General features: G+C 39.3%; 14 protein-coding genes and 1 pseudogene. 9 read left to right on the top strand and 6 right to left on the bottom strand.

The features are described from left to right. Nucleotides 1-50 precede the first annotated feature (50 nt). From lpdA to ampD, 5 genes are all read right to left on the bottom strand, one after another. On the bottom strand, nt 51-1,478 hold the full coding sequence (lpdA, locus tag PMI_RS10075) for a dihydrolipoyl dehydrogenase (RefSeq protein ID WP_004244077.1): 1,428 nt from the start codon (nt 1,476-1,478) through the stop codon (nt 51-53). Between the two features lie 201 nt (nt 1,479-1,679). Further along, nucleotides 1,680-3,545 (bottom strand): pyruvate dehydrogenase complex dihydrolipoyllysine-residue acetyltransferase, encoded by a 1,866-nt coding sequence (gene aceF, locus PMI_RS10080; protein ID WP_012368226.1) that lies wholly within the window; start codon nt 3,543-3,545, stop codon nt 1,680-1,682. A gap of 12 nt (nt 3,546-3,557) precedes the next feature. After that, nucleotides 3,558-6,224, bottom strand: a complete 2,667-nt coding sequence (gene aceE, locus PMI_RS10085) for a pyruvate dehydrogenase (acetyl-transferring), homodimeric type (RefSeq protein WP_004244080.1) — start codon at nt 6,222-6,224, stop codon at nt 3,558-3,560. Between the two features lie 163 nt (nt 6,225-6,387). Then, on the bottom strand, nt 6,388-7,158 hold the full coding sequence (gene pdhR, locus PMI_RS10090; protein WP_012368227.1) for a pyruvate dehydrogenase complex transcriptional repressor PdhR: 771 nt from the start codon (nt 7,156-7,158) through the stop codon (nt 6,388-6,390). A 326-nt stretch (nt 7,159-7,484) separates the two neighbouring features. After that, nucleotides 7,485-8,027, bottom strand: a complete 543-nt coding sequence (gene ampD, locus PMI_RS10095) for a 1,6-anhydro-N-acetylmuramyl-L-alanine amidase AmpD (protein WP_004250361.1) — start codon at nt 8,025-8,027, stop codon at nt 7,485-7,487. 210 nt (nt 8,028-8,237) lie between these two features. On the opposite strand from ampD, the gene ppdD reads away from it, so the two are divergent. The 6 genes from ppdD to yacG all read left to right on the top strand — a co-directional run bounded on the left by ppdD (nt 8,238) and on the right by yacG (nt 12,994). Further along, nucleotides 8,238-8,681, top strand: a complete 444-nt coding sequence (ppdD, locus tag PMI_RS10100; RefSeq protein ID WP_012368228.1) for a prepilin peptidase-dependent pilin — start codon at nt 8,238-8,240, stop codon at nt 8,679-8,681. Between the two features lie 98 nt (nt 8,682-8,779). After that, complete coding sequence (locus tag PMI_RS10105) at nt 8,780-9,883, top strand: ATPase, T2SS/T4P/T4SS family (protein ID WP_004250359.1); 1,104 nt, start codon at nt 8,780-8,782, stop codon at nt 9,881-9,883. Next, nucleotides 9,880-11,079 (top strand): type II secretion system F family protein, encoded by a 1,200-nt coding sequence (locus PMI_RS10110; RefSeq protein WP_012368229.1) that lies wholly within the window; start codon nt 9,880-9,882, stop codon nt 11,077-11,079. The genes PMI_RS10105 and PMI_RS10110 overlap by 4 nt, the downstream gene beginning before the upstream one ends. Nucleotides 11,080-11,356: 277 nt before the next feature. Continuing rightward, nucleotides 11,357-11,971 carry a dephospho-CoA kinase gene (coaE, locus tag PMI_RS10115; protein WP_004244087.1) on the top strand — a complete coding sequence of 205 codons (615 nt, stop codon included), beginning with the start codon at nt 11,357-11,359 and terminating at the stop codon, nt 11,969-11,971. Between the two features lie 2 nt (nt 11,972-11,973). Beyond that, nucleotides 11,974-12,726 (top strand): cell division protein ZapD, encoded by a 753-nt coding sequence (gene zapD, locus PMI_RS10120; RefSeq protein ID WP_004244089.1) that lies wholly within the window; start codon nt 11,974-11,976, stop codon nt 12,724-12,726. A 52-nt stretch (nt 12,727-12,778) separates the two neighbouring features. Further along, nucleotides 12,779-12,994: a DNA gyrase inhibitor YacG gene (gene yacG, locus PMI_RS10125; RefSeq protein WP_004244091.1), complete on the top strand. Its 216-nt coding sequence runs from the start codon at nt 12,779-12,781 to the stop codon at nt 12,992-12,994. A gap of 52 nt (nt 12,995-13,046) precedes the next feature. On the opposite strand, the gene mutT is transcribed toward yacG, so the two are convergent. After that, a complete protein-coding gene (gene mutT, locus PMI_RS10130) occupies nt 13,047-13,442 on the bottom strand; it encodes an 8-oxo-dGTP diphosphatase MutT (protein ID WP_012368230.1) in 396 nt (131 codons plus the stop codon). A gap of 697 nt (nt 13,443-14,139) precedes the next feature. Here mutT and hpmB point away from each other — a divergent pair. From hpmB to PMI_RS10145, 3 genes and pseudogenes are all read left to right on the top strand, one after another. Next, nucleotides 14,140-15,825: a hemolysin secretion/activation protein HpmB gene (gene hpmB / locus PMI_RS10135; RefSeq protein WP_012368231.1), complete on the top strand. Its 1,686-nt coding sequence runs from the start codon at nt 14,140-14,142 to the stop codon at nt 15,823-15,825. A 33-nt stretch (nt 15,826-15,858) separates the two neighbouring features. Next, a complete protein-coding gene (gene hpmA, locus PMI_RS10140) occupies nt 15,859-20,592 on the top strand; it encodes a calcium-independent hemolysin HpmA (RefSeq protein WP_012368232.1) in 4,734 nt (1,577 codons plus the stop codon). Between the two features lie 267 nt (nt 20,593-20,859). Then, nucleotides 20,860-23,348 (top strand): annotated as a pseudogene (locus tag PMI_RS10145) (heavy metal translocating P-type ATPase). Nucleotides 23,349-23,427: the final 79 nt, after the last annotated feature.

The following is a 23,427-nucleotide window of genomic DNA, read 5'->3' on the forward strand; positions in this document are numbered from 1 at the left end:
AATGAACTTGGCTCTTAACATTTACACTTTGTCTTGATTATAAAATCAACTTATTTTTTCTTTTTCGCTTTTGGATTTGGCAGGTCAGTGATGCTACCTTCAAATACTTCCGCAGCCATACCGATTGATTCGTATAGCGTTGGGTGAGCGTGGATGGTTAATGCGATATCTTCAGCATCACAACCCATTTCAATAGCTAAACCAATTTCACCTAACAGTTCACCACCGTTAGAGCCGACAATTGCCCCACCGATAACACGGTTGGTTTCTTTGTCAAAAATCAGTTTAGTCATACCATCTGCACAGTCTGATGCAATTGCACGACCAGATGCTGCCCAAGGGAAAGTTGCTACTTCATAGCTAACACCTTTCTCTTTCGCTTCTTTTTCAGTCATACCAACCCATGCAACTTCTGGCTCAGTATAAGCGATTGATGGAATAACTTTAGGATCAAAGTAATGTTTCTTACCAGAGATAACTTCAGCAGCAACGTGACCTTCATGAACACCTTTGTGTGCCAGCATTGGTTGACCAACAATATCACCAATCGCAAAGATGTGAGGTACATTAGTACGCATTTGTTTATCAACATGGATAAAGCCACGATCATCAACTTCAATACCAGCTTTACCTGCGTCTAATAATTTACCATTTGGTACACGACCGATAGCAACTAATACAGCATCATAACGTTGAGGCTCAGCAGGTGCTTTTTTGCCTTCCATTGTGACATAGATACCATCTTCTTTTGCTTCAACGGCGGTCACTTTGGTTTCTAGCATCAGATTGAATTTTTTGCTGATACGTTTAGTAAAGACTTTAACTACGTCTTTATCTGCCGCTGGGATAACTTGGTCGAACATTTCAACCACGTCAATTTGTGAACCCAACGCATGATAAACGGTACCCATTTCCAAACCGATGATCCCACCACCCATGACCAGTAAACGCTCTGGTACTGTTTTCAGTTGTAGTGCATCTGTTGAATCCCACACACGTGGATCTTCATGTGGAATAAAAGGTAATTCGATTGGACGAGAGCCTGCGGCAACGATAGCATTTTCGAAAGTGATTGTTGTTGTACCTTCACTACCTTCAACAGACAATGTATGTGAGCCTGTGAATCGAGCTTCGCCGTTAACAACATTTACTTTACGGCCTTTAGCCATGCCAGCTAAGCCACCGGTTAACTGAGAAATAACTTTGTCTTTCCAGATGCGAATTTTGTCGATATCTGTTTTCGGTGCATCAAAAACGACACCGTGTTCAGATAATGCTTTCGCTTCTTCGATTACTTTAGCAACGTGGAGTAACGCTTTAGAAGGGATACACCCCACGTTCAGACAAACACCACCTAATGTAGAGTGACGTTCAACTAAAACTGTATCTAAACCTAAGTCAGCGCAACGGAACGCCGCGGAATAACCCGCAGGGCCTGCACCGAGAACCACTACCTGTGCTTTAATTTCAGTACTCATCGTGACCTCATTATTTATTTGTCCGGCGAGTCAGACGATAATCCATATTTAACACCGAGACTTACATACCGCATGCAGTTTACAGAAATGTTAATAAACTGAAAAGCGCTCTAACATGACAGATCTCACAACCTAGAATGTATGACTGCAAAATCTGTCACGGCAATCAGAGAAACCGGCGCTTAGCACCGGTTTAGATGATTACATTACCAAACGACGTAAATCGCTCATGTACTGATTAATCAGAGTGATAAATCGAGCACCGTCAGCACCATCAATCACACGGTGATCGAAAGATAATGACATTGGTAACATTAAGCGTGGTACGAACTCTTTACCGTTCCAGACTGGTTTCATCGAAGAACGAGACAGTCCCATAATCGCAACTTCTGGCGCATTAACGATTGGTGCAAAACCGGTAGTACCGATACCACCAAGGCTAGAAATAGTGAAGCATCCGCCTTGCATATCAGATGCAGTCAGTTTACCTGCACGAGCTTTCTTAGAAACTTCTGCTAATTCATAAGAGAGTTCTAAGATGCCTTTTTTGTTTACATCTTTAAACACAGGTACAACTAAACCGTTAGGTGTATCTACGGCGATACCGATATTGATGTATTTTTTCAGGATCAGTTTCTGTCCATCTTCTGAAATTGAGCTGTTAAAGCGAGGCATATCAGCCAGTGCTTTAGCCGCTGCTTTCATCACAAAGACTAATGGCGTGATCTTAACATCCAGTTTTTTCTTCTCAGCTTCTTTATTTTGCTGTTTACGGAATTCTTCAACCTCAGTGATATCTGCTTCATCAAACAGATTAACATGAGGGATCATTACCCAGTTACGGCTTAAGTTAGCGCCAGAGATTTTCTGGATACGGCTTAGTTCAACTTCTTCAATTTCACCAAATTTACTGAAGTCAACTTTCGGCCAAGGCAACATACCTGGTAATCCACCACCAGCATTAGCAGGTGCAGATTCAGCACGTTTAATTAACTCTTTCACATAAGACTGAACGTCTTCACGTAAGATACGTCCTTTACGACCGGTTCCTTTAACTTTCGCTAAGTTCACACCGAATTCACGTGCTAAACGGCGGATAACAGGTGTTGCATGGACATAAGCTTCGTTTTCAACAAATTCTTCTTTTGCTGCTGGTGCAGAAGCAGGCGCTTTTGCTGGAGCAGAAGGTGCTGCTGATGTAGATGCTGCAGGCGCTACTGGCGCTTGTGCTGCTGGTGCGGCACCGGCAACTTCAAAGGTCATGATCAGTGAGCCTGTTTTCACTTTATCACCGACAGCAATTTTGATCTCTTTTACTACACCGGCAAAAGGTGCTGGAACTTCCATAGAAGCTTTATCACCTTCAACCGTGATCAGAGATTGCTCTTCAGCAATGGTATCACCCACTTTCACCATCACTTCGGTGACTTCAACTTCATCACCACCGATATCTGGTACATTAACATCTTTAATTGCAGAGGCTGCTGGTGCTGATGCTGCAGGAGCCGGAGCTGATGCAGAAGGTGCTGGCGCGCTACCTGCTACTTCAAATACCATGATAAGAGAGCCTGTGCTCACTTTATCACCGACAGCAATTTTGATCTCTTTTACTACGCCAGCAAAAGGTGCTGGGACTTCCATTGAAGCCTTGTCACCTTCAACCGTGATCAGAGATTGCTCTTCTGAAATGGTATCACCTACATTGACCATCACCTCGGTGACTTCAACTTCATCACCACCGATATCTGGTACATGAACTTCTTTCAGTTCGCTCGCAGCAGGTGCGGCAGCAGAAGGCGCAGGAGCGGCTTCTTGAGCGGGTGCCTGAGCACCCTCTTCAGTATCAAAGATCATGATAAGAGAGCCAGTTTCGACTTTGTCGCCCACGGCAATTTTGATCTCTTTAACAATACCCGCTTGTGGTGATGGCACTTCCATAGACGCTTTATCGCCTTCTACGGTGATCAAGGATTGTTCTTCCTCAATACGATCACCGACTTTCACCATCACTTCGGTGACTTCAACTTCATCTGCACCGATATCAGGGACTTTAATTTCAATAGACATTCACTTTACCTCTTACGCCAGACGTGGGTTTACTTTTTCAGGGTTGATGTTGTATTTTTTGATTGCTTCTTCAACAACCTTCACATCAATCTCACCACGTTTAGCTAATTCGCCTAATGCAGCAACAATCACATAAGAAGTATCAACTTCAAAGTGGTGACGCAGATTTTCACGGCTATCTGAACGACCGAAACCATCTGTACCTAAGACACGATAGTCGTCAGCTGGCACATAAGTGCGAACTTGTTCTGCAAACAGTTTCATATAGTCTGTTGAAGCAACAGCGGGTGCATCATTCATGATTTGAGCAATGTATGGTACACGAGGCTCTTCTGATGGATGTAGCATGTTCCAACGTTCACAATCTTGACCATCACGAGCCAATTCAGTGAATGATGTTACACTGTACACATCGGAACCAATACCATATTCAGTTGACAGAATTTGTGCTGCTTCACGTACGTGACGTAAAATAGAGCCAGAACCCAGTAACTGAACTTTACCTTTCGCGCCTTCCAGAGATTCCAGTTTATAGATACCTTTACGGATACCCTCTTCTGCTCCAGCTGGCATTGCTGGCATATGATAGTTTTCGTTTAACGTTGTGATGTAGTAATAAACGTTTTCTTGTTTATCACCATACATACGCTCTAAACCATCTTGCATAATGACAGCAACTTCATACGCGAAGGCCGGATCGTAAGAGATACAGTTAGGAATAGTCAGTGATTGAATATGGCTATGACCATCTTCGTGTTGTAAACCTTCACCGTTTAGCGTTGTACGACCTGAAGTACCACCAATTAAGAAACCGCGTGCTTGTTGGTCACCCGCAGCCCAACATAGGTCACCAATACGTTGGAAACCAAACATTGAGTAGTAGATATAGAATGGGATCATTGGCAAGTTGTTAGTGCTGTAAGATGTTGCAGCCGCTAACCAAGATGCACCCGCACCCAGTTCGTTAATACCTTCTTGCAGGATCTGACCTTTAACGTCTTCTTTATAGTAAGCAACTTGCTCACGATCTTGAGGCGTATATTGCTGGCCATTCGGGCTGTAGATACCGATTTGACGGAACAGACCTTCCATACCGAAAGTACGTGCTTCATCAGCAATAATAGGGACTAAACGATCTTTAATAGATTTGTTTTTCAACATTACGTTCAACGCACGAACGAATGCGATAGTAGTAGAAATCTCTTTAGATTGTTCTTCTAATAACTGGCTGAAATCTTCCAGTGTAGGAATTTCTAATTTTTCATCAAAACGAGTACGACGAGCAGGTAAGTAACCTTCTAGTTCCTGACGGCGAGCATGCAGATATTTGTACTCTTCTGAATCTTTATCAAAAGTGATATAAGGCAGTTCTGCTACTTTCTCATCGCTAACAGGGATATTGAAACGATCACGGAAATGTTTCACACCGTCCATGTTCATTTTTTTCACTTGGTGAGCGATGTTTTTACCTTCTGCCGTTTCACCCATACCATAACCTTTGATGGTCTGAGCTAAAATAACGGTTGGTTTATCTTTGGTTTCTTTGGCTTTTTGGAATGCCGCAAAAACTTTCTTCGGATCGTGACCACCACGGTTTAACGCCCAAATTTCGTCATCAGTCATATCTTTAACTAATGCGGCAGTTTCTGGGTAACGATTGAAGAAATGCTCACGAACATAAGCACCGTCGCGAGATTTGAAAGTCTGGTAGTCACCATCCAGTGTTTCATTCATTAACTGGATCAGTTTACCGGAAGTGTCTTTACGTAGTAGTGCATCCCAACGGTCGCCCCACATCACTTTGATCACATTCCAGCCAGCACCGGCGAAGATACCTTCTAATTCGTTAACAATTTTGCCGTTACCTGTAACTGGGCCATCAAGACGCTGTAAGTTACAGTTAACCACGAAGCACAAGTTATCTAATTTTTCGCGTACAGCGATAGTGATAGCACCTTTAGATTCTGGCTCGTCCATTTCACCATCACCTAAGAACGCATAAACACGTTGCTTAGTGGTATCTTTTAAGCCACGGTGATCTAAATATTTCAAGAATTTTGCTTGATAAATCGCAGATAGTGGCCCCAAGCCCATTGAAACGGTTGGGAACTGCCAGAATTCAGGCATTAATTTAGGGTGTGGATAAGAGGATAAACCTTTACCACCAATTTCTTGACGGAAGTTATTTAATTGCTCTTCAGTCAGACGCCCTTCTAAGAATGCACGTGCGTAGATCCCCGGAGAGATATGACCTTGGAAGTAAACTAAGTCACCGCCATCATTGTCATTATGAGCACGGAAGAAGTGGTTAAAGCAAACTTCATATAAAGTTGCAGAAGACTGGTATGACGCCATGTGCCCGCCGAGTTCCAAATCTTTTTTGGACGCGCGCAGAACCATCATTACTGCGTTCCAGCGAATAGCAGAACGGATACGACGTTCCAATTCCAGATTGCCAGGGTAAGCGGGTTCATCTTCAACAGGAATAGTATTGATATAATCACTGTGTACAGAGCCACCTAAAGCAATATCAAGACCGCCATTACGGGCTTGTTTTAATACCTGATCAATCAGGAACTGTGCACGCTCAACACCTTCTTCACGGATGACCGAGTCGATCGCTTGTAACCAATCGCGAGTTTCGATCGGATCCACGTCATTTTTCAGCATATCTGACATGGTGTATTCCTTATCTGTTATCTGTTTCTAATGGTTATAGGAGCCTATCTTCCCGTGATACCACGGGGATATGACGGGAAGATAGGCCCTGCTGTTATTACCGCTACCCCTGAATATTGCAGGGAGATAGGTAGTACAGACTCAGCGGTCAGGATCTGTGCTACTAAAATAAATCAGGATGTTGTTGGAGCCGGCGTAAAGAACGCTCACGACGAGTATGTTCACGACTCATATCCAACAAAACATCTTCAATAAAGGCCAGATGGCGGTGTGAAGCTTCACGGGCTGCTTCTGGCTCTCTATTAATAATCGCCTGATAAATCTGTGTGCGATGCTCACTTACAGCAGTTAACATCTCTTTACGTGTATAAAGAAACTCAAAATTTTGTCGGATATTCTGCTCAAGCATTGGCACCATACACCTTAATAAGTGTAGCAAAACGACATTATGAGCAGCTTCCGTAACGATTAATTGGTATTGCAATACCGCATCCGACTCCGCTGCGATATCCCCTTTATCATGAGCATCAATAATGCGAGCATGACTGGCTTTAATACGCTCAAGATCATCATCAGTACCGCGTAATGCAGCATAATAAGCCGCAATACCTTCAAGGGCATGGCGTGTTTCTAACAGATCAAATTGAGATTCTGGATGCCCACTGAGGAGTTGAGCGAGAGGATCGCTAAAGCTTTGCCAAAGGTTATCTTGCACAAAGGTTCCACCACCTTGGCGGCGTAATAAAAAACCTTTTGCTTCCAATTTTTGGATTGCTTCACGCAATGAAGGACGCGATACATCAAATTGCTTTGCCAGCTCACGTTCAGGCAGGAGTTTTTCCCCCGGACGTAGGGTGCCTTCTAAAATAAGATGCTCAAGTTGTTGTTCTATCACATCAGAAAGCTTTGGTTGGCGGATCTTTGTGTAAGCCATATTGCTAGAAGCCATTATTGGATAACTATTACCTTGGTTATTGAAATGTCAATTGGTAATACCAATTTAATGTAATGGATAATAAAGTAACAAAGTATTTACTAACTGTCCATACAGTTGTTGAGCGAAATCATAAAAACCTGCAAATTTTAACAAATTATTTGATAAATTCATCAAATTTGATAACTAGATCGCATTATTAGAAAAGATTAAAAACACTATTTTTTAACATTGATTAAACACATAAACAGTCACACTGAAGCGTGACAGCATTCATATATTGATTGTCAATGCAAAAATATCAATTATTAATGCATTTTGTTGTGTTATTTTGCTAATAGTGCTCGGTAATATGACCAATTAAAATGAGGTCCCGGATCTGTTTTCCGACCAGGTGCGACATCACTATGTCCGGTAATATTTTCTTTAATGCCCGGATAGTGTTCAATAAGTTGCTGAGTGAGTGTCGATAATTGCTGATATTGCTGCGGCGTAAAGTCACACTCATCGGTTCCTTCTAGCTCAATACCAATCGAGAAATCATTGCATTTCTCTCGCCCTTTATAGAAGGAAACCCCAGCATGCCACGCTCGTGCCGTAAAAGGCACATATTGCACAATTTCACCATCACGGCGAATTAAACAGTGCGCAGAAACACGCAGATGTGCAATCTCATTAAAAAAAGGATGATCATCAACAGCAAGCGTATTGGTAAACAGTTGATCAATATAAGGTCCACCAAATTGCCCAGGAGGAAGACTGATATTGTGGATAATCAACAATGAAGGGATTTCACCTTCAGGTCTATTGTCATAATTTGGCGATGGAACGTGCTTTACTCCCGTTAGCCAGCCTTGCTTAATCTCCACAACACCCCTCTTTTTTCTACATTTAAAATCATATTAGCTATTTTTATTAATAATATCCGCCAATTAATGCGAACTTGCTCTCAATAATAGTGGTTAATTTTGTATCACGCCTTTTTCTTTTCGATATTTTACTCAATTCTTAGCTTCTCTATTCGCCAATAAAACGCTTTTTTCTCATACTTCAATAGGTTATTTATCAAGGAGAGAAAAATGAATACATTAAATTATCACTCAACAGAGAATGGATTCACGCTAATGGAATTGATGATTGTGATTGCCATTATCTCAATTTTAAGCTCAGTGGCGATCCCTGCTTATCATGGTTATATCCAAAAAGCCGCCTTAACTGATGTATTACAAACCCTGTCGCCTTATCGTTCTGCAGTGGAACTTTGTCACTATGAACATCAATATAACCAATGCCATGCTGATGCCAGTTTTATGCCTCAACAATTTCGTAGTCGATACCTTACTGATATTCATGTTGCCAATGGCGTTATTAGTGCAAAAGGTAAGGCTCAACTAGAAGGACTAACCATCGTAATGACTCCTGCAGCAAACAGCAAAGAGACACTTCCCCAATGGCAAATTAACTGCACATCAACTAACACTGCGTTACAAACGCTATGCCATAAGGTTTTTAAATCTCATTAAACCAATCTAACGACAACCTCAACCAAGGTGGAAAAGCCAATAGGCTCTGTTTCTAGCCCTTACCATCCATAAATCATTTATCGTAAAAAAGAGCTTTCATGAATAATACTATCCATACAGCAACAGAGTTTATTGAGCAATTGTTACGTCACAGCCTTGCTCAACGTGTTTCTGATCTTCATTTAGAGCCACAACAAAATAGCCTGAGAATTCGCGCGAGAATTGATAATCATCTAGTATTATTTTCTCCCCCTGACAATCAATTAGCTAACGAGATCCTGACACGTTTAAAAATCCTCGCGAATATTAATATTGCCGAAAAACGCCTACCACAAGATGGTCAATTTAATTGGTCTTACCAGAAAAACAATTATTCAATACGTGTTGCGACACTTCCTACTTTATATGGAGAAAAAATAGTTTTACGGCTCATGAATAATCTGCAACAGCCACAATTAGCACAGTTAGGTTTTCAAACAATTCACCTAACACTATTAAAAAAATATCTTACTCAACCTCAGGGAATGATTTTAGTCACCGGCCCCACAGGGAGTGGTAAAACTTTAACACTCTATAGTTGTTTACAATATTTAAATAAAGATAATCGTAATATTAATAGTATTGAAGATCCTATTGAGTTACCTCTCCATGGCATTAATCAAACACAAATAACAGAAAAAGCTGGTATTACTTTTGCAACAATATTACGGGCGCTATTACGCCAAGATCCCGATGTTATTATGATAGGTGAAATACGTGATCAACAAACAGCAGAAATAGCAATAAAAGCGGCACAAACAGGCCACCTAGTTTTATCAACACTGCATACTAACTCTACCCAAGCAACACTCGCCCGTTTGGCTAATTTAGGCATCGCAAAAGATTTAATCGACTCTTGTGTAAAATTAATTATTTCTCAACGTTTAGTTCGTTGCTTATGTAGCAACTGTAAATACCCATCACCTGAACAGAAAAATTTCATTATTAATAATCAACAAATTATATTACCCAATTGGCAAGCAACAGGTTGTCAATTTTGTTATTCCGGCTACAAAGGCAGAACAGCTATTTATGATTGTTTTGAACTTGCCAAGCAATCACTCCCCTCACCTTACGCACTATTTAACTCAGGTATTGAACTGATAAAAAAGGGGATCACGTCTTTAGATGAAGTTTATCAAGTAGTCGGAGATATTGAATGAAATTACATTTTATCTATCGCTATAATGCATTAACTTATCAAGGAAAATGGCTAAGTGGCAACGTTGTCGCTCAATCTAAACATGAAGTTATTGATCAACTTATTCAACAACAAAAATTACCAGTAAAAATTCGCCTATATAGGGTAATAATCTTTCAAAATAGTGATAAACAATACCGCATTCAACTTCTTGAACAGTTAGCGTTATTACTTCATTCAGGCTTAGCACTTTTGCCCGCATTAACACTGCTTAAAGAAGAATGTCGTTATTTACATTGGCAATGTGTTTTAAATGATATTATTTTTCACCTAAATCAAGGAGGCGCGCTGTCTAAACAGTTAAGTCGTTATCCACTCTATTTTCCTGCTAATTTAACCCATTTTATTTATATTGGTGAAGAGAGTGGTAAGCTTGATGAAGTTCTCTTATTACAAACAACACAATTAAAAAACCAGCGGGATTTAATAAAAAAAATAATAAAAGCTTTTCAGTATCCTCTATTCTTATTATTAACATTAATCGTTATTACAATATCTATGTTGATCTATGTTTTACCTGAATATCAATCTTTATACAGTGCATTTAATACTGAGCTACCGATGCTAACATTAACCTTAATTAGATGTTCTCAATGGTTTTCTCAATATAGTTTAATTATCCTGCTGTTTATATTAATAATTTCTTATAGCTATTACACTATTAAACACCATAGTGCTAAATTTCGCGACATTGAACAACGATGTTGGCTTAATCTTCCTTACTTGGGGGTCTTATTAAGATATCACCAGCTACATATTATTTTTCAGATAATGACGATTACACAACAAGCTGGATTACCACTGTTACAGGGGTTAAAAATTATTACAGAGCAATTAACGCATTCACTGTATCAACGAGCACTCACTGATATGATAGCGCATATTACTCAAGGCAAATCACTTAGCTCATTTATGCGACATAATCCTCTATTCCCGCCAATCTGTTATCAATTGATCTCTTCAGCAGAAAATTCTGGACAACTACAGTTTTTTTGCCAGCAACTTACCCACTGGTTTTATCATCAATTAGAAGAACGTCTTGATAGTGTAAAAACATGGCTTGAGCCTATTTTAATGACACTGATCGCATTGATTACTGGCACGCTTATTATTGCGATGTATCTTCCGGTGTTACAACTAGGTGATACCATACATTGATGCTAGCAATATCCTAAAGTCATTAACAATGCGTCTAATAATCAAAACATCAGTGATACAATGCATCATCATTACATTTTGATATATTAATAGCCGATTAAGCGAAGATTTAGCCACTTACTGTAAGCTAGGCTGTCAGGGTAGCAGAAAATCGCTTATCATAATAACTGAATAAAACCCAAATATTGCGGTTATTATCTTGTGATAAAAATCAGTTTAAGCTTTAGAATATCGCAATCAACAGTAAATTTTGATTAATTAAAAATAGACGAACGCAATGACTTATACAGTTGCTCTTACAGGTGGTATTGGTAGTGGTAAAACGACCATCGCTAATGGTTTTGCCTCACTCGGCGTCCCTCTTGTGGATGCGGATGTCATTGCACGATTAGTGGTAGAGCCTGATTCGCCAGGATTAAAAGCCTTACAGCAACACTTCGGTGACACTATTTTATTGCCTGATGGCAAGTTAAATAGAGCGCAATTACGTCATATTATTTTTCAAAATCAACAAGAAAAAGCGTGGGTAAACCAGTTACTCCATCCACTTATACAACAAGAGACGCAAAAACAAATTCAACAAATTCGCGCCCCTTATTTTATTTGGGTTGTTCCTTTATTAGTTGAAAATAAACTAACACATTTAGCCGATCGTATTCTTGTGGTTGATGTGACTGAAGAAGAACAAATTACCAGAACTATGCAACGTGATGGTGTAAGCCGAGATCATGTACTCAAAATTTTACAAGCCCAAGCTAAAAGAGAACAACGATTAGCCGTTGCTGATGATATTATTGAAAATCACGATAATAGCTTAAATCAAGATGAACAAATAAAACAACTTCATCAGCATTACTTAGAATTAGCTCAAAAAAGCAATACAGGACAATAGCCATGAGTGAAGAAACCTCAACAATTATTTTTGAACACCCGCTTAATGAGAAAATGCGTTCATGGCTTAGAATTGAAAACTCATTAATTCAATTAAATAGTTTTCAATCTATTAATTCATTATCTTCTGCATTATCTTTTTTTCGTGCCGTTTCAGAATTTATTGAAGTTTTAGATCGCGGGGAGATCCGCGCAGAGCTACTTAAAGAGTTAGAAAAAAGACAAAAAAAACTGCAACAGTGGTTATCCTTTCCTAATGTCGATAAAGAGATTGTCAGTCATATTATTAATGAGTTATCAGAAAGTGCTTGCGCATTAAGTAAAGCACCACGTATTGGACAACATTTAAAACAAGATAAAATCATCAGCTTAGTAAAACAACGCCTCAGTATTCCGGGAGGATGTTGTAGCTTTGACGTCCCTACTTTGCATTTGTGGTTAAATCTTCCTCAAACGGTGCGTACTGAAAAGTTAACTTGTTGGCAGGAAGGGTTATATCCTCTACAAAATGCATTAAATGCCCTATTAACACTTATTCGTCAATCAGATACATTTAAACCGGTATTAAGCCATAATGGTTTTTATCAAGACAGTACGGAAGAAGGTGAATTATTACGGATCAAACTACTTGCCAGCCAGCAAATTTACCCTCAAGTCTCAGGACACAAAAACCGTTATGCTATTCGCTTTTTGCCTCTTGACAGTGAGCATGGCACAATCCCTTCTGAACTACCTTTTGAGATTTCATGTTGTTAATATAGCTTAATATCAACAACAGAAATCATCTCAATTAAATTCAGGAGAGATAATGAGCGAAAAATTAATAGTGAAATGCCCAACATGCCGAACCGAGGTAATATGGGATGAAAGTAGCCCTTATCGTCCTTTTTGTTGTAAGCGTTGCCAGTTAATCGATTTAGGCGAATGGGCGGCTGAAGAGAAGCGAATTCCAAGTCAAAGCGAAAGCAATGACAGCGATGAATGGAGTGAAATGCCAGAGCAAGATCCTAAGCCGTTTAATTAAACGCCCACAGCATACTCATACAGCCACAACAATCATGAAGTGGCTGTATTGATTATTTTTGCAATAAGGCAACAATAGAGCGATTAGCTGGCGGAAAATCTTCGGCATTTAAGGACATAATAGGTATCCAGCGGGAAAGTTGCCCCTCTTTACCGTAAGGTTTATTTTCCCACTCTGTGACTAAAAAGAATGATAATGTAATATGCCTATCAATAAAATCATGCTCTACCGTTTCAAGCAACTGGCATTGTGTCACATTAATACCTATTTCTTCTTGCAACTCACGGTATAATGCCTGCTCTGGCGTCTCTTTATCTTCTAGTTTTCCACCAGGAAACTCCCAATATCCTCCCATATGAGATGTCAAAGGGCGTTGGGTAATAAATACATTATTTTGCTTATCACAAATCACACCTGCAGCAATATGTAGTTTTTTTTTATCTATCATAAACAGCCTTATTAGATCATACGTTTCACTGACAAACTTCACCATTATACCGTAGATCCAATAGTATGAGGTTGATTTTCTTTCTTCACTATTCGGCATCTGCTCCCCCCCCTGATGAACGACCCGCAAAAGTTGGACTCTTTTCGTTTAAACTCAATCATCACTATTTATTAAGATAAATAAATAGTAAAAGTATAAATGCTTTTATATTTTATTTATTAAAATGAAATAATTATTCACAGAATGAATATTTTATATAATGAAATAAATAAATCACTGCCAACAAATGAAAAGTCGCTTTTAACTTAATTAAATATTTTCAAAACCGCTCTCAGTATTCTTCTTTTTTCTCTAAAAAACCTATTTTTTGGTTAATTGATTTTTTCCAACTGGTAATTTACATAGCAAAAATCACAACAAATACAATAACAATAAAAATTAAACAAATGATTTTATTTGTAGATAACGCTTATTCTCTCTAACAAAATCATACTGATTATTTTACGTTTATTGATAGTTAATACTAAAAAAAGGAAAAGTTTTACTTAAATCCATCAATTTTAAAAATATATTCAATTAAAGAGTAACTGGTATTTATTATTTTTAATTTCAATATAATAATAAAATATTATTTATTATCTATATATATTAAAGCCCTATTATTATATTTGAATTAATACCTTTATCTCGAGGTAAAATGAAAAAAAAAGTTGTTTTATTAACACTATTAAGCTGTTTTTCTACCAGTGGATTAAGCGCAAATGAAACAGGAAATTTAGGCTCAATCAGTGAATCAAGGCGTGCATTGCAAGATAGCCAACGTGAAATTAATCAATTAATAGAACAAAATCGCTATCAGCAACTGCAAGAAAAAGCGGTAAATATTTCACCTACCCCAACTTTAATTACTGAGTCAGAACACTGTTTGCCTATAAAAGGCGTTTATATTCAAGGTATTACTTTACTTACTGAGAAGGATCTCAATTCATTATCTCCATTACCAGATCAATGTATTAAGAGTGCTGATATTAATCGCCTCGTGAAAGAACTCACTCAGCGTTATCTTCAACATGGTTATATTACTGCACGTATCCAATTTTTACGTCCTAACCAACATGGCGAATTAGGTCTGTATGCTATTGAAGGGTTTGTTGAACGTATTGAAGGAGGTGATCGAGGTGTTAACACCACACTACTATTTCCTCGAATCAAAGGGCAACCATTAAAACTCGCTACACTCGATCAAGGCTTAGATCAAGCTAACCGCTTGCAATCAAATAAAGTCACAGTGGATATTCTTCCCGGTACCGAATTGGGGGGCTCTGTCATTAAGTTGTCTAATCAACGAAAATCACCTTGGCATCTCAATATCGCTAGTGACAATTATGGACAGAAAAATTCAGGCCGCTGGTTAATACGAACGAATGCTAGTTTAGATAGCCCATTAGGTTTATCTGATTTTGTAAGCTTAAATGCCAACATAACAACAGATAACCCGAATACCCGTTTTAATCGCGCTTATACTTTGCTCTATTCAATTCCTTATGGTGGTTTTACTTTTAGCTCTTTTGGTAGTTATTCGGAGTACCAATTTCACCAAAAATTACAAACACGTACTGTCAGCTTATATGGCGATACCACTCAAGTAGGTATTAGAGGCGATTATGCTTTTAGCCGTAGCCAAAAACAAATTGATACCTTAAATATTCAAGTCACTCATAAACGTATACGCAACTACTTTAGCCAAATTCGTTTAGATCTCAGTAGCCCTAAATTAACCACGATTGAATTAGGGATTAATCATTTGCAGATTATTCCAAATGGCGTATTGAGCACTAATTTGAGTGTTGAAAAAGCGGTCGGCTGGTTTGGCGCAGAGGAAACACCCTATATCACTAACGGTAATGGTAACGACTATCGCTTTACAAAAGTTAAGCTATTTGCCAATTGGTATCAACGCTTTTCTCTATGGCGTTCTACATTTTTATTCAATAGTACTTTTTTAGGCCAATACAGCCACGATACACTCCCCGGCGTTGAATGGCTAAGTTTAACAGACAAAAACGCTATTCGTGGTTTTGATCAAAGCACACTTTCTGGTGATAACGGTGGCTATTTACGCAATACCCTCTCCTATCCCTATCGACTTAACCACTTTTCTATCACACCTCGTATAGGGGTAGATATCGGTCAAGTAAAACAACATGGTAACTACAAAGGATGGCAAGGTGGTTACGGCCTAAGCTCCGGCTTAAATATTCAATATCAACAAGCACAACTCGACCTTGAAGTTGCAAAAGGCGAGTTACTGTATCACCAAACAAATTCCAATAAAACCAAAGATCCTACTCAACTACTGGTTAAATTTTCATACTTATTTTGATCTACATTCATAGCAACAAATGGAGATAACTCTATGAAATCAAAAAACTTTAAACTTTCACCCTCCGGGCGACTTGCTGCGTCTTTAGCAATAATTTTTGTCTCTCTTAATGCTTATGGTAATGGCATCGTGCCCGATGCAGGCCATCAAGGGCCGGATGTCTCTGCTGTTAATGGCGGTACGCAAGTGATTAATATAGTCACGCCAAATAACGAAGGGATTTCTCATAACCAATACCAAGACTTCAATGTTGGCAAGCCTGGGGCTGTATTTAATAACGCATTAGAAGCGGGACAATCTCAACTTGCGGGTCATTTAAACGCTAACAGCAATTTAAATGGTCAAGCTGCCTCTTTAATTTTGAATGAAGTTGTTAGCCGCAACCCATCATTCTTATTAGGTCAGCAAGAGGTCTTTGGTATCGCTGCTGAATATGTGCTTTCTAACCCAAATGGTATCACATGTGATGGTTGTGGTTTTATAAATACCAGCCGCTCTTCATTAGTTGTTGGTAATCCGCTCTTTGAAAATGGTCAGCTAAAAGGCTATAGCACCCTCAACAACACCAATTTACTATCACTTGGTAAAAATGGCTTAAATACAACAGGGTTGTTAGACTTAATTGCTCCTCGTATTGATAGTAGAGGGAAAATCACTGCCGCTGAAATTTCAGCCTTTACTGGACAAAACACCTTCTCACAACATTTTGATATTCTCTCTTCACAAAAACCCGTTTCAGCATTAGATAGCTATTTCTTTGGTAGTATGCAATCGGGTCGTATCCGCATTATTAATACGGCTGAAGGTAGTGGAGTTAAATTAGCAGGTAAATTTACCGCAGATAACGACCTAAGTGTTAAAGCCGATAATATTCAAACAGATAGTCAAGTCCGTTATGACAGTTACGATAAAGATGGCAGTGAAAATTACCAAAACTATCGTGGCGGGATCACGGTTAATAATAGTGGCTCTAGTCAAACACTCACTAAAACCGAATTAAAAGGTAAAAACATCACATTAGTAGCGAGTAGCCATAATCAAATCAAAGCCTCTGATTTAATGGGGGATGATATCACGTTACAAGGCGCTGATTTAACTATCGATGGTAAACAGCTACAGCAAAAAGAGACCGATATTGATAATCGCTGGTTCTACTCGTGGAAATACGATGTGACTAAAGAGAAAGAACAAATACAGCAAATTGGTAGCCAAATTGATGCTAAAAATAATGCGACATTAACCGCAACTAAAGGAGATGTTACCTTAGACGCGGCTAAAATTAATGCGGGGAATAACCTTGCAATTAATGCCAATAAAGATATCCATATCAATGGATTAATTGAGAAAGAAAGTCGTAGTGAAAATGGCAATAAACGTAACCATACTTCTCACTTAGAAAGTGGTAGTTGGAGTAATAGCCACCAAACTGAGACGTTAAAAGCCAGTGAATTAACGGCAGGTAAAGATCTTGGTTTAGATGCTCAAGGCTCAATAACGGCGCAAGGTGCTAAACTGCATGCGAATGAAAATGTGCTGGTCAATGCCAAAGATAACATTAATTTAAACGTCCAAAAAACCAATAATGATAAAACAGTCACCGATAATCATGTTATGTGGGGAGGTATTGGTGGTGGTCAGAATAAAAATAATAATAATCAACAACAAGTTAGTCATGCAACACAATTAACCGCTGATGGTCAATTGCTCCTTGCTGCAGATAACAATGTCAACATTACCGGTAGCCAAGTAAAAGGCAACCAAGGTGCTTTTGTTAAAACCACACAAGGTGATGTCGTCATTGATAATGCGCTGAGTGAAACCATCAGTAAAATCGATGAACGCACAGGAACCGCGTTTAATATCACTAAAAGTTCACATAAAAATGAAACTAATAAACAAACATCTACAGGTAGTGAACTCATTTCCGATGCACAATTGACCGTTGTCAGTGGCAATGATGTTAATATCATTGGTAGTTTAATCAAAAGTGCTGATAAATTAGGTATTCATTCTTTAGGTGATATCAACGTTAAATCAGCACAACAAGTCACTAAGATTGATGATGAAAAAACATCATTAGCCATTACTGGGCACGCCAAAGAAGTTGAAGACAAGCAATATAGTGCGGGCTTTCATATCACTCATACCACCAATAAAAATACTAGTACTGAAACAGAGCAAGCTAACTCAACCATTAGTGGTGCCAATGTTGATCTGCAAGCGAATAAAGATGTGACTTTTGCGGGATCTGATCTAAAGACTACCGCAGGGAATGCCTCTATTACGGGTGATAATGTTGCCTTTGTTAGTACGGAAAATAAAAAACAAGCGGACAACACAGATACCACTATTTCAGGGGGTTTTAGCTACACAGGAGGTGTAGATAAAGTCGGTTCTAAAGCCGATTTTCAATATGACAAACAACATACACAAACAGAGGTAACAAAAAATAGAGGCAGCCAAACAGAGGTTGCAGGTGATTTGACTATTACCGCGAACAAAGATTTGCTTCACGAAGGGGCTTCTCACCATGTTGAGGGGCGTTATCAAGAGTCTGGTGAAAATATTCAGCATCTTGCCGTCAATGATAGTGAAACATCTAAAACTGACAGCTTAAATGTTGGTATCGATGTTGGCGTTAATCTTGATTATAGCGGTGTAACGAAGCCAGTTAAGAAAGCAATCGAAGATGGTGTTAACACAACCAAACCGGGTAACAATACCGATTTAACTAAAAAAGTTACAGCAAGAGATGCAATTGCTAATTTAGCTAACCTTAGCAATTTAGAGACCCCCAATGTCGGTGTTGAAGTTGGTATTAAAGGTGGTGGTAGTCAGAAATCACAAACCGATAGCCAAGCCGTTTCAACCTCTATCAATGCAGGAAAAATCAACATTGATAGTAATAATAAGTTACATGATCAAGGTACTCACTATCAATCAACCCAAGAAGGTATTTCTCTCACAGCAAACACCCACACAAGTGAGGTCGCGCAAGATAAACATCAAACGACATTCCATGAAACAAAAGGCGGTGGACAAGTTGGTGTCAGTACTAAAACGGGCAGTGATATTACCGTTGCTATTAAAGGTGAAGGCCAAACAACTGATAACGCCTTAATGGAAACAAAGGCTAAAGGTAGCCAATTTACCTCAAATGGCGATATTTCGATTAATGTAGGTGAAGATGCCCATTATGAAGGTGCTCAATTTGATGCACAAAAGGGCAAAACAGTTATCAATGCGGGGGGTGATCTCACTCTTGCACAGGCGACTGATACTCATAGCGAAAGTCAATCTAATGTTAATGGTAGTGCAAATCTGAAAGTGGGCACCACGCCAGAGAGTAAAGACTATGGTGGAGGTTTCAATGCAGGGACAACTCATCACAGCAAAGAGCAGACTACCGCAAAAGTGGGCGCTATCACTGGCTCTCAAGGTATTGAATTAAACGCTGGGCATAACCTGACTTTACAAGGTACTCATTTAAGTAGCGAACAAGATATTGCATTAAATGCAACTAATAAAGTCGACCTACAATCAGCGAGCTCTGAGCGTACTGAAAAAGGCAATAATTTATCTGGAGGAGTACAAGCAGGTTTTGGTAAAAAAATGACCGATGATGCTTCATCTGTGAATGGTTTAGGTAGTGCCCAATTTGCTATTGGTAAACAAGATGAGAAAAGCGTATCTCGAGAAGGAGGAACGATTAATAACTCAGGAAACTTAACGATTAATGGCAATAGCGTCCATCTTCAAGGAGCACAAGTTAATAGTAAAGATACTCAGCTAACATCACAATCCGGTGATATCGAGATCACATCTGCGCAGTCTACTGATTATAAAAACAATTGGGGAACAGATATTGGCTTTAATGGCAAAAAAACCAATACCACCCCAAAAGAAGTTACAGAGGAGAAACCTGCTACCTCTATTCATAACATAGGGGGTAAATTACTGGTTAATGTGGAAGATCAACAAAAAACGAGCCACCAAAATGCAACCTTAGAAACAGGTACATTAACGATTAATAGTAATAAAGATCTGACACTATCTGGTGCTAATGTGACTGCTGATAGCGTTACGGGTAATGTTGGTGGTTCACTCAATATTGCTAGCCAAAAAGAGAGTGATCGCCATGTCACTGTTGGCGTCAATGTTGGCTATAACCACACCAATGATCCTAAATCAAGCCAAGTGAATAAAACGGCTAAAGCCGGAGGGTCATTATTAGAGAAAACTATCAAAGATACGATTGATTCAGGAATTAAATCATCAACCGATGCTATCTCTGATAAATACAATTCCCTCTCTTCAACTATTGCAGATAAAACAGGTATCAGTGATGAAACTAAAGCCAAAATTGATCAAGGTTTTGGTAAAGTTGGTAATGGTATTAAGAATATCGTCACAGGTGCTGAAGGTCATACTGCTAATGCAGATATCAAAGTCACTCATGTAGATAATGATGCTGTCACTAAAACCACCTCCTTAACTAGCAACAACGACCTATCATTAAATGTGAATGGCTCGACAAAACTCACCGGAGCAGAAATTGCGAGTAAACAAGGCCAAGTTGATTTAGGGGGAAGTAGCGTTAAATTAGAAAATATTGAAGGACATCATTATGAAGCCGGCGCTGATCTTGGTCTGAAATCCTCTGTGGTGGATTTAGCAAAACAACTGGTAGGTGGAGATATTTCTTTTAAATCCCCCGTTAAAACGAATGAAACCGTCAATACAAAAGCATCTATTTCTGAAAAATAGTCGATACTTCATAAAAGAGTAACTGCCTATTTTTTGTAAGCTAAGCCCACTTGATTGTCATTATTACAAGTGGGCTTTTTATTATCACACTTATGACATCTGCTCCCGATAAACTTACAATTCTTTAATATTTAAAATAAGCCAAAAAAAATAACCCATTGAATATAAACAAAATAAAAGCAAACAAAATAATTATATAATCCTTGACCTTCCCCTAATGGTAAAGCTTAAGCTTTGTCCCATACCATATTTAAGAGGGAAAGTTTGATGAATACACCTACAACATTATCCTCAGCAAATAGGCTGAGCTTACCTGTAGAAGGTATGACATGTGCTTCATGTGTCGGACGTGTTGAACGAGCATTAAAGGCAGTACCTGAAATAAAAGATGCTGCCGTGAATCTTGCAACAGAACGTGCTGATATTACATTTAGCAGTACCCCCAATCCTGTACTTGCTGTAAGCGCGATTGAAAGCTCTGGCTATAAAGTTCCTGAAGAGATCACTGAATTAGCTATTGAAGAAATGACCTGCGCTTCCTGTGTCGGGCGTGTTGAGAAAGCATTAGCTCAAATTCCTGGTGTATTAGAAGCCACCGTGAATCTTGCCACTGAGCGTGCTCATGTGCGTCATTTATCCGGCGTAGTATCTATTACTGATTTAGAAGTGGCGGTTGTCCATGCCGGTTATAAACCACGGCGGCTATCAGATAATCCAGCCAATACTCGTGATTTAAGTGAAGAGCGTCGTGAAAAAGAAGCCCGCTCGTTACGCCGAGCATTACTTATTGCCACTATCTTCACATTACCAGTGTTCGTTATTGAGATGGCTCACATTTTATCCCCGGAGTCCATCATTGGGTAACGCAAACATTAGGGCAACAGCTCAACTGGTATATTCAATTTGTTCTTGCCACCATAGTGATGTTTGGCCCTGGCTTACGCTTTTTCAAAAAAGGAATACCCGCATTATTACGCGGTGCTCCTGATATGAACTCATTAGTATCAGTCGGTACAGTAGCCGCTTATGGGTATTCTGTCGTTTCAACCTTTATACCCCAAGTCTTACCTGCAGGTACGGCAAATATCTATTTTGAGGCTGCTGTCGTGATTGTTACCTTGATCTTATTAGGGCGAAATCTTGAAGCAAAAGCCAAAGGAAATACCTCACAAGCGATTAAGCGTTTAGTGGGTCTTCAAGCCAAAACAGCACGTGTTTCACGTCATGGTGAAATACTAGAAATTCCATTAGATCAAGTTATGATGGGCGATATCGTTGTTGTTCGTCCTGGTGAAAAAATCCCTGTTGATGGTGAGGTTGTAGAAGGCCATTCTTATGTTGATGAAAGCATGATAACCGGTGAACCCGTTCCTGTAGCAAAAGAGATAGGGGCTGAGGTTGTCGGTGGCACCATCAATAAAACAGGCGCTTTTAGTTTTAAAGTGACCAAAGTGGGTGCCAATACGATACTCGCACAAATTATTCGCTTAGTTGAGGAAGCTCAAGGTTCAAAATTACCAATCCAAGCGCTTGTTGATAAAGTTACCATGTGGTTTGTACCCGCAGTAATGATAGGTGCAACGATCACATTCTTTATTTGGCTCGCATTTGGTCCTGAGCCTGCACTAACCTTTGCGCTCATCAATGCTGTTGCGGTACTCATTATTGCTTGTCCGTGTGCAATGGGATTAGCGACACCAACATCAATTATGGTTGGCACAGGACGAGCTGCTGAATTAGGAATACTTTTCCGTAAAGGTGAAGCTTTGCAAGCCTTACGTGATGTTAGTGTGGTCGCACTCGACAAAACTGGTACATTGACAAAAGGCCGCCCTGAGCTAACTGATCTGATCCCAGCAGAAAAATTTGAATATAACGAGATATTAAGTCTTGTCGCTTCAATTGAAACTTATTCAGAACATCCTATTGCACAAGCAATTGTTAATGCAGCAAACGAGGCAAAATTAACGCTTGCTAGTGTGGATAATTTTGAAGCTATTCCTGGTTTTGGTGTTAGTGCAACAGTTGATGGAAGATCTGTCTCTGTGGGTGCCGACCGCTTTATGAAACAGCTTGGGTTAGATGTCAGTCAGTTCGCTTCATCCGCTCAAAAATTAGGTGAGCAAGGTAAAACACCACTGTATACCGCCATTGATGGCCGTCTTGCTGCGATTATTGCCGTTGCAGATCCAATAAAAGAAACAACACCTGAAGCTATTAAAGCATTACATGCATTAGGTTTGAAAGTAGCAATGATCACAGGTGATAACAAAGCAACAGCAAAAGCAATAGCAAAACAACTTGGTATTGATGAAATAGTTGCAGAAGTCCTTCCTGATGGAAAAGTTGCAGCATTAAAACAACTTAGTCAGAAAGGAGATAAAGTTGCATTTGTCGGAGATGGTATCAATGATGCCCCAGCGCTTGCACAAGCTGATGTAGGATTGGCAATTGGTACAGGAACTGACGTTGCCATTGAAGCTGCTGACGTAGTACTAATGTCAGGTGATTTACGCGGTGTTGTTGATGCGATTGCACTTAGCCAAGCAACCATTCGTAATATCAAACAAAACTTATTCTGGGCATTTGCTTATAACGCATTATTAATCCCTGTCGCTGCGGGCATGCTTTATCCTATCAATGGCATGTTACTTTCGCCTATATTCGCTGCCGCAGCAATGGCGCTTTCTAGTGTATTTGTTTTAGGAAATGCACTACGACTAAAACGTTTTCAAGCGCCCATGAAAACACATTAAACATAAATTATCTTTATTGCCAGATCCGAAAAAGATCTGGCTCATGCTGATAAAGCAATTATCTCTACTTAGAAGAAAA

The organism is Proteus mirabilis HI4320 (assembly GCF_000069965.1).
GTDB lineage: Bacteria > Pseudomonadota > Gammaproteobacteria > Enterobacterales > Enterobacteriaceae > Proteus > Proteus mirabilis.

Excerpts from the sequence above, each read along its gene's own strand:
- lpdA (WP_004244077.1), bottom strand. The coding sequence starts at position 1,478 with ATGAGTACTGAAATTAAAGCACAGGTAGTGGTTCTCGGTGCAGGCCCT.
- aceF (WP_012368226.1), bottom strand. The coding sequence starts at position 3,545 with ATGTCTATTGAAATTAAAGTCCCTGATATCGGTGCAGATGAAGTTGAA.
- aceE (WP_004244080.1), bottom strand. The coding sequence starts at position 6,224 with ATGTCAGATATGCTGAAAAATGACGTGGATCCGATCGAAACTCGCGAT.
- pdhR (WP_012368227.1), bottom strand. The coding sequence starts at position 7,158 with ATGGCTTACACAAAGATCCGCCAACCAAAGCTTTCTGATGTGATAGAA.
- ppdD (WP_012368228.1), top strand. The coding sequence starts at position 8,238 with ATGAATACATTAAATTATCACTCAACAGAGAATGGATTCACGCTAATG.
- PMI_RS10105 (WP_004250359.1), top strand. The coding sequence starts at position 8,780 with ATGAATAATACTATCCATACAGCAACAGAGTTTATTGAGCAATTGTTA.
- PMI_RS10110 (WP_012368229.1), top strand. The coding sequence starts at position 9,880 with ATGAAATTACATTTTATCTATCGCTATAATGCATTAACTTATCAAGGA.
- coaE (WP_004244087.1), top strand. The coding sequence starts at position 11,357 with ATGACTTATACAGTTGCTCTTACAGGTGGTATTGGTAGTGGTAAAACG.
- zapD (WP_004244089.1), top strand. The coding sequence starts at position 11,974 with ATGAGTGAAGAAACCTCAACAATTATTTTTGAACACCCGCTTAATGAG.
- yacG (WP_004244091.1), top strand. The coding sequence starts at position 12,779 with ATGAGCGAAAAATTAATAGTGAAATGCCCAACATGCCGAACCGAGGTA.
- mutT (WP_012368230.1), bottom strand. The coding sequence starts at position 13,442 with ATGATAGATAAAAAAAAACTACATATTGCTGCAGGTGTGATTTGTGAT.
- hpmB (WP_012368231.1), top strand. The coding sequence starts at position 14,140 with ATGAAAAAAAAAGTTGTTTTATTAACACTATTAAGCTGTTTTTCTACC.
- hpmA (WP_012368232.1), top strand. The coding sequence starts at position 15,859 with ATGAAATCAAAAAACTTTAAACTTTCACCCTCCGGGCGACTTGCTGCG.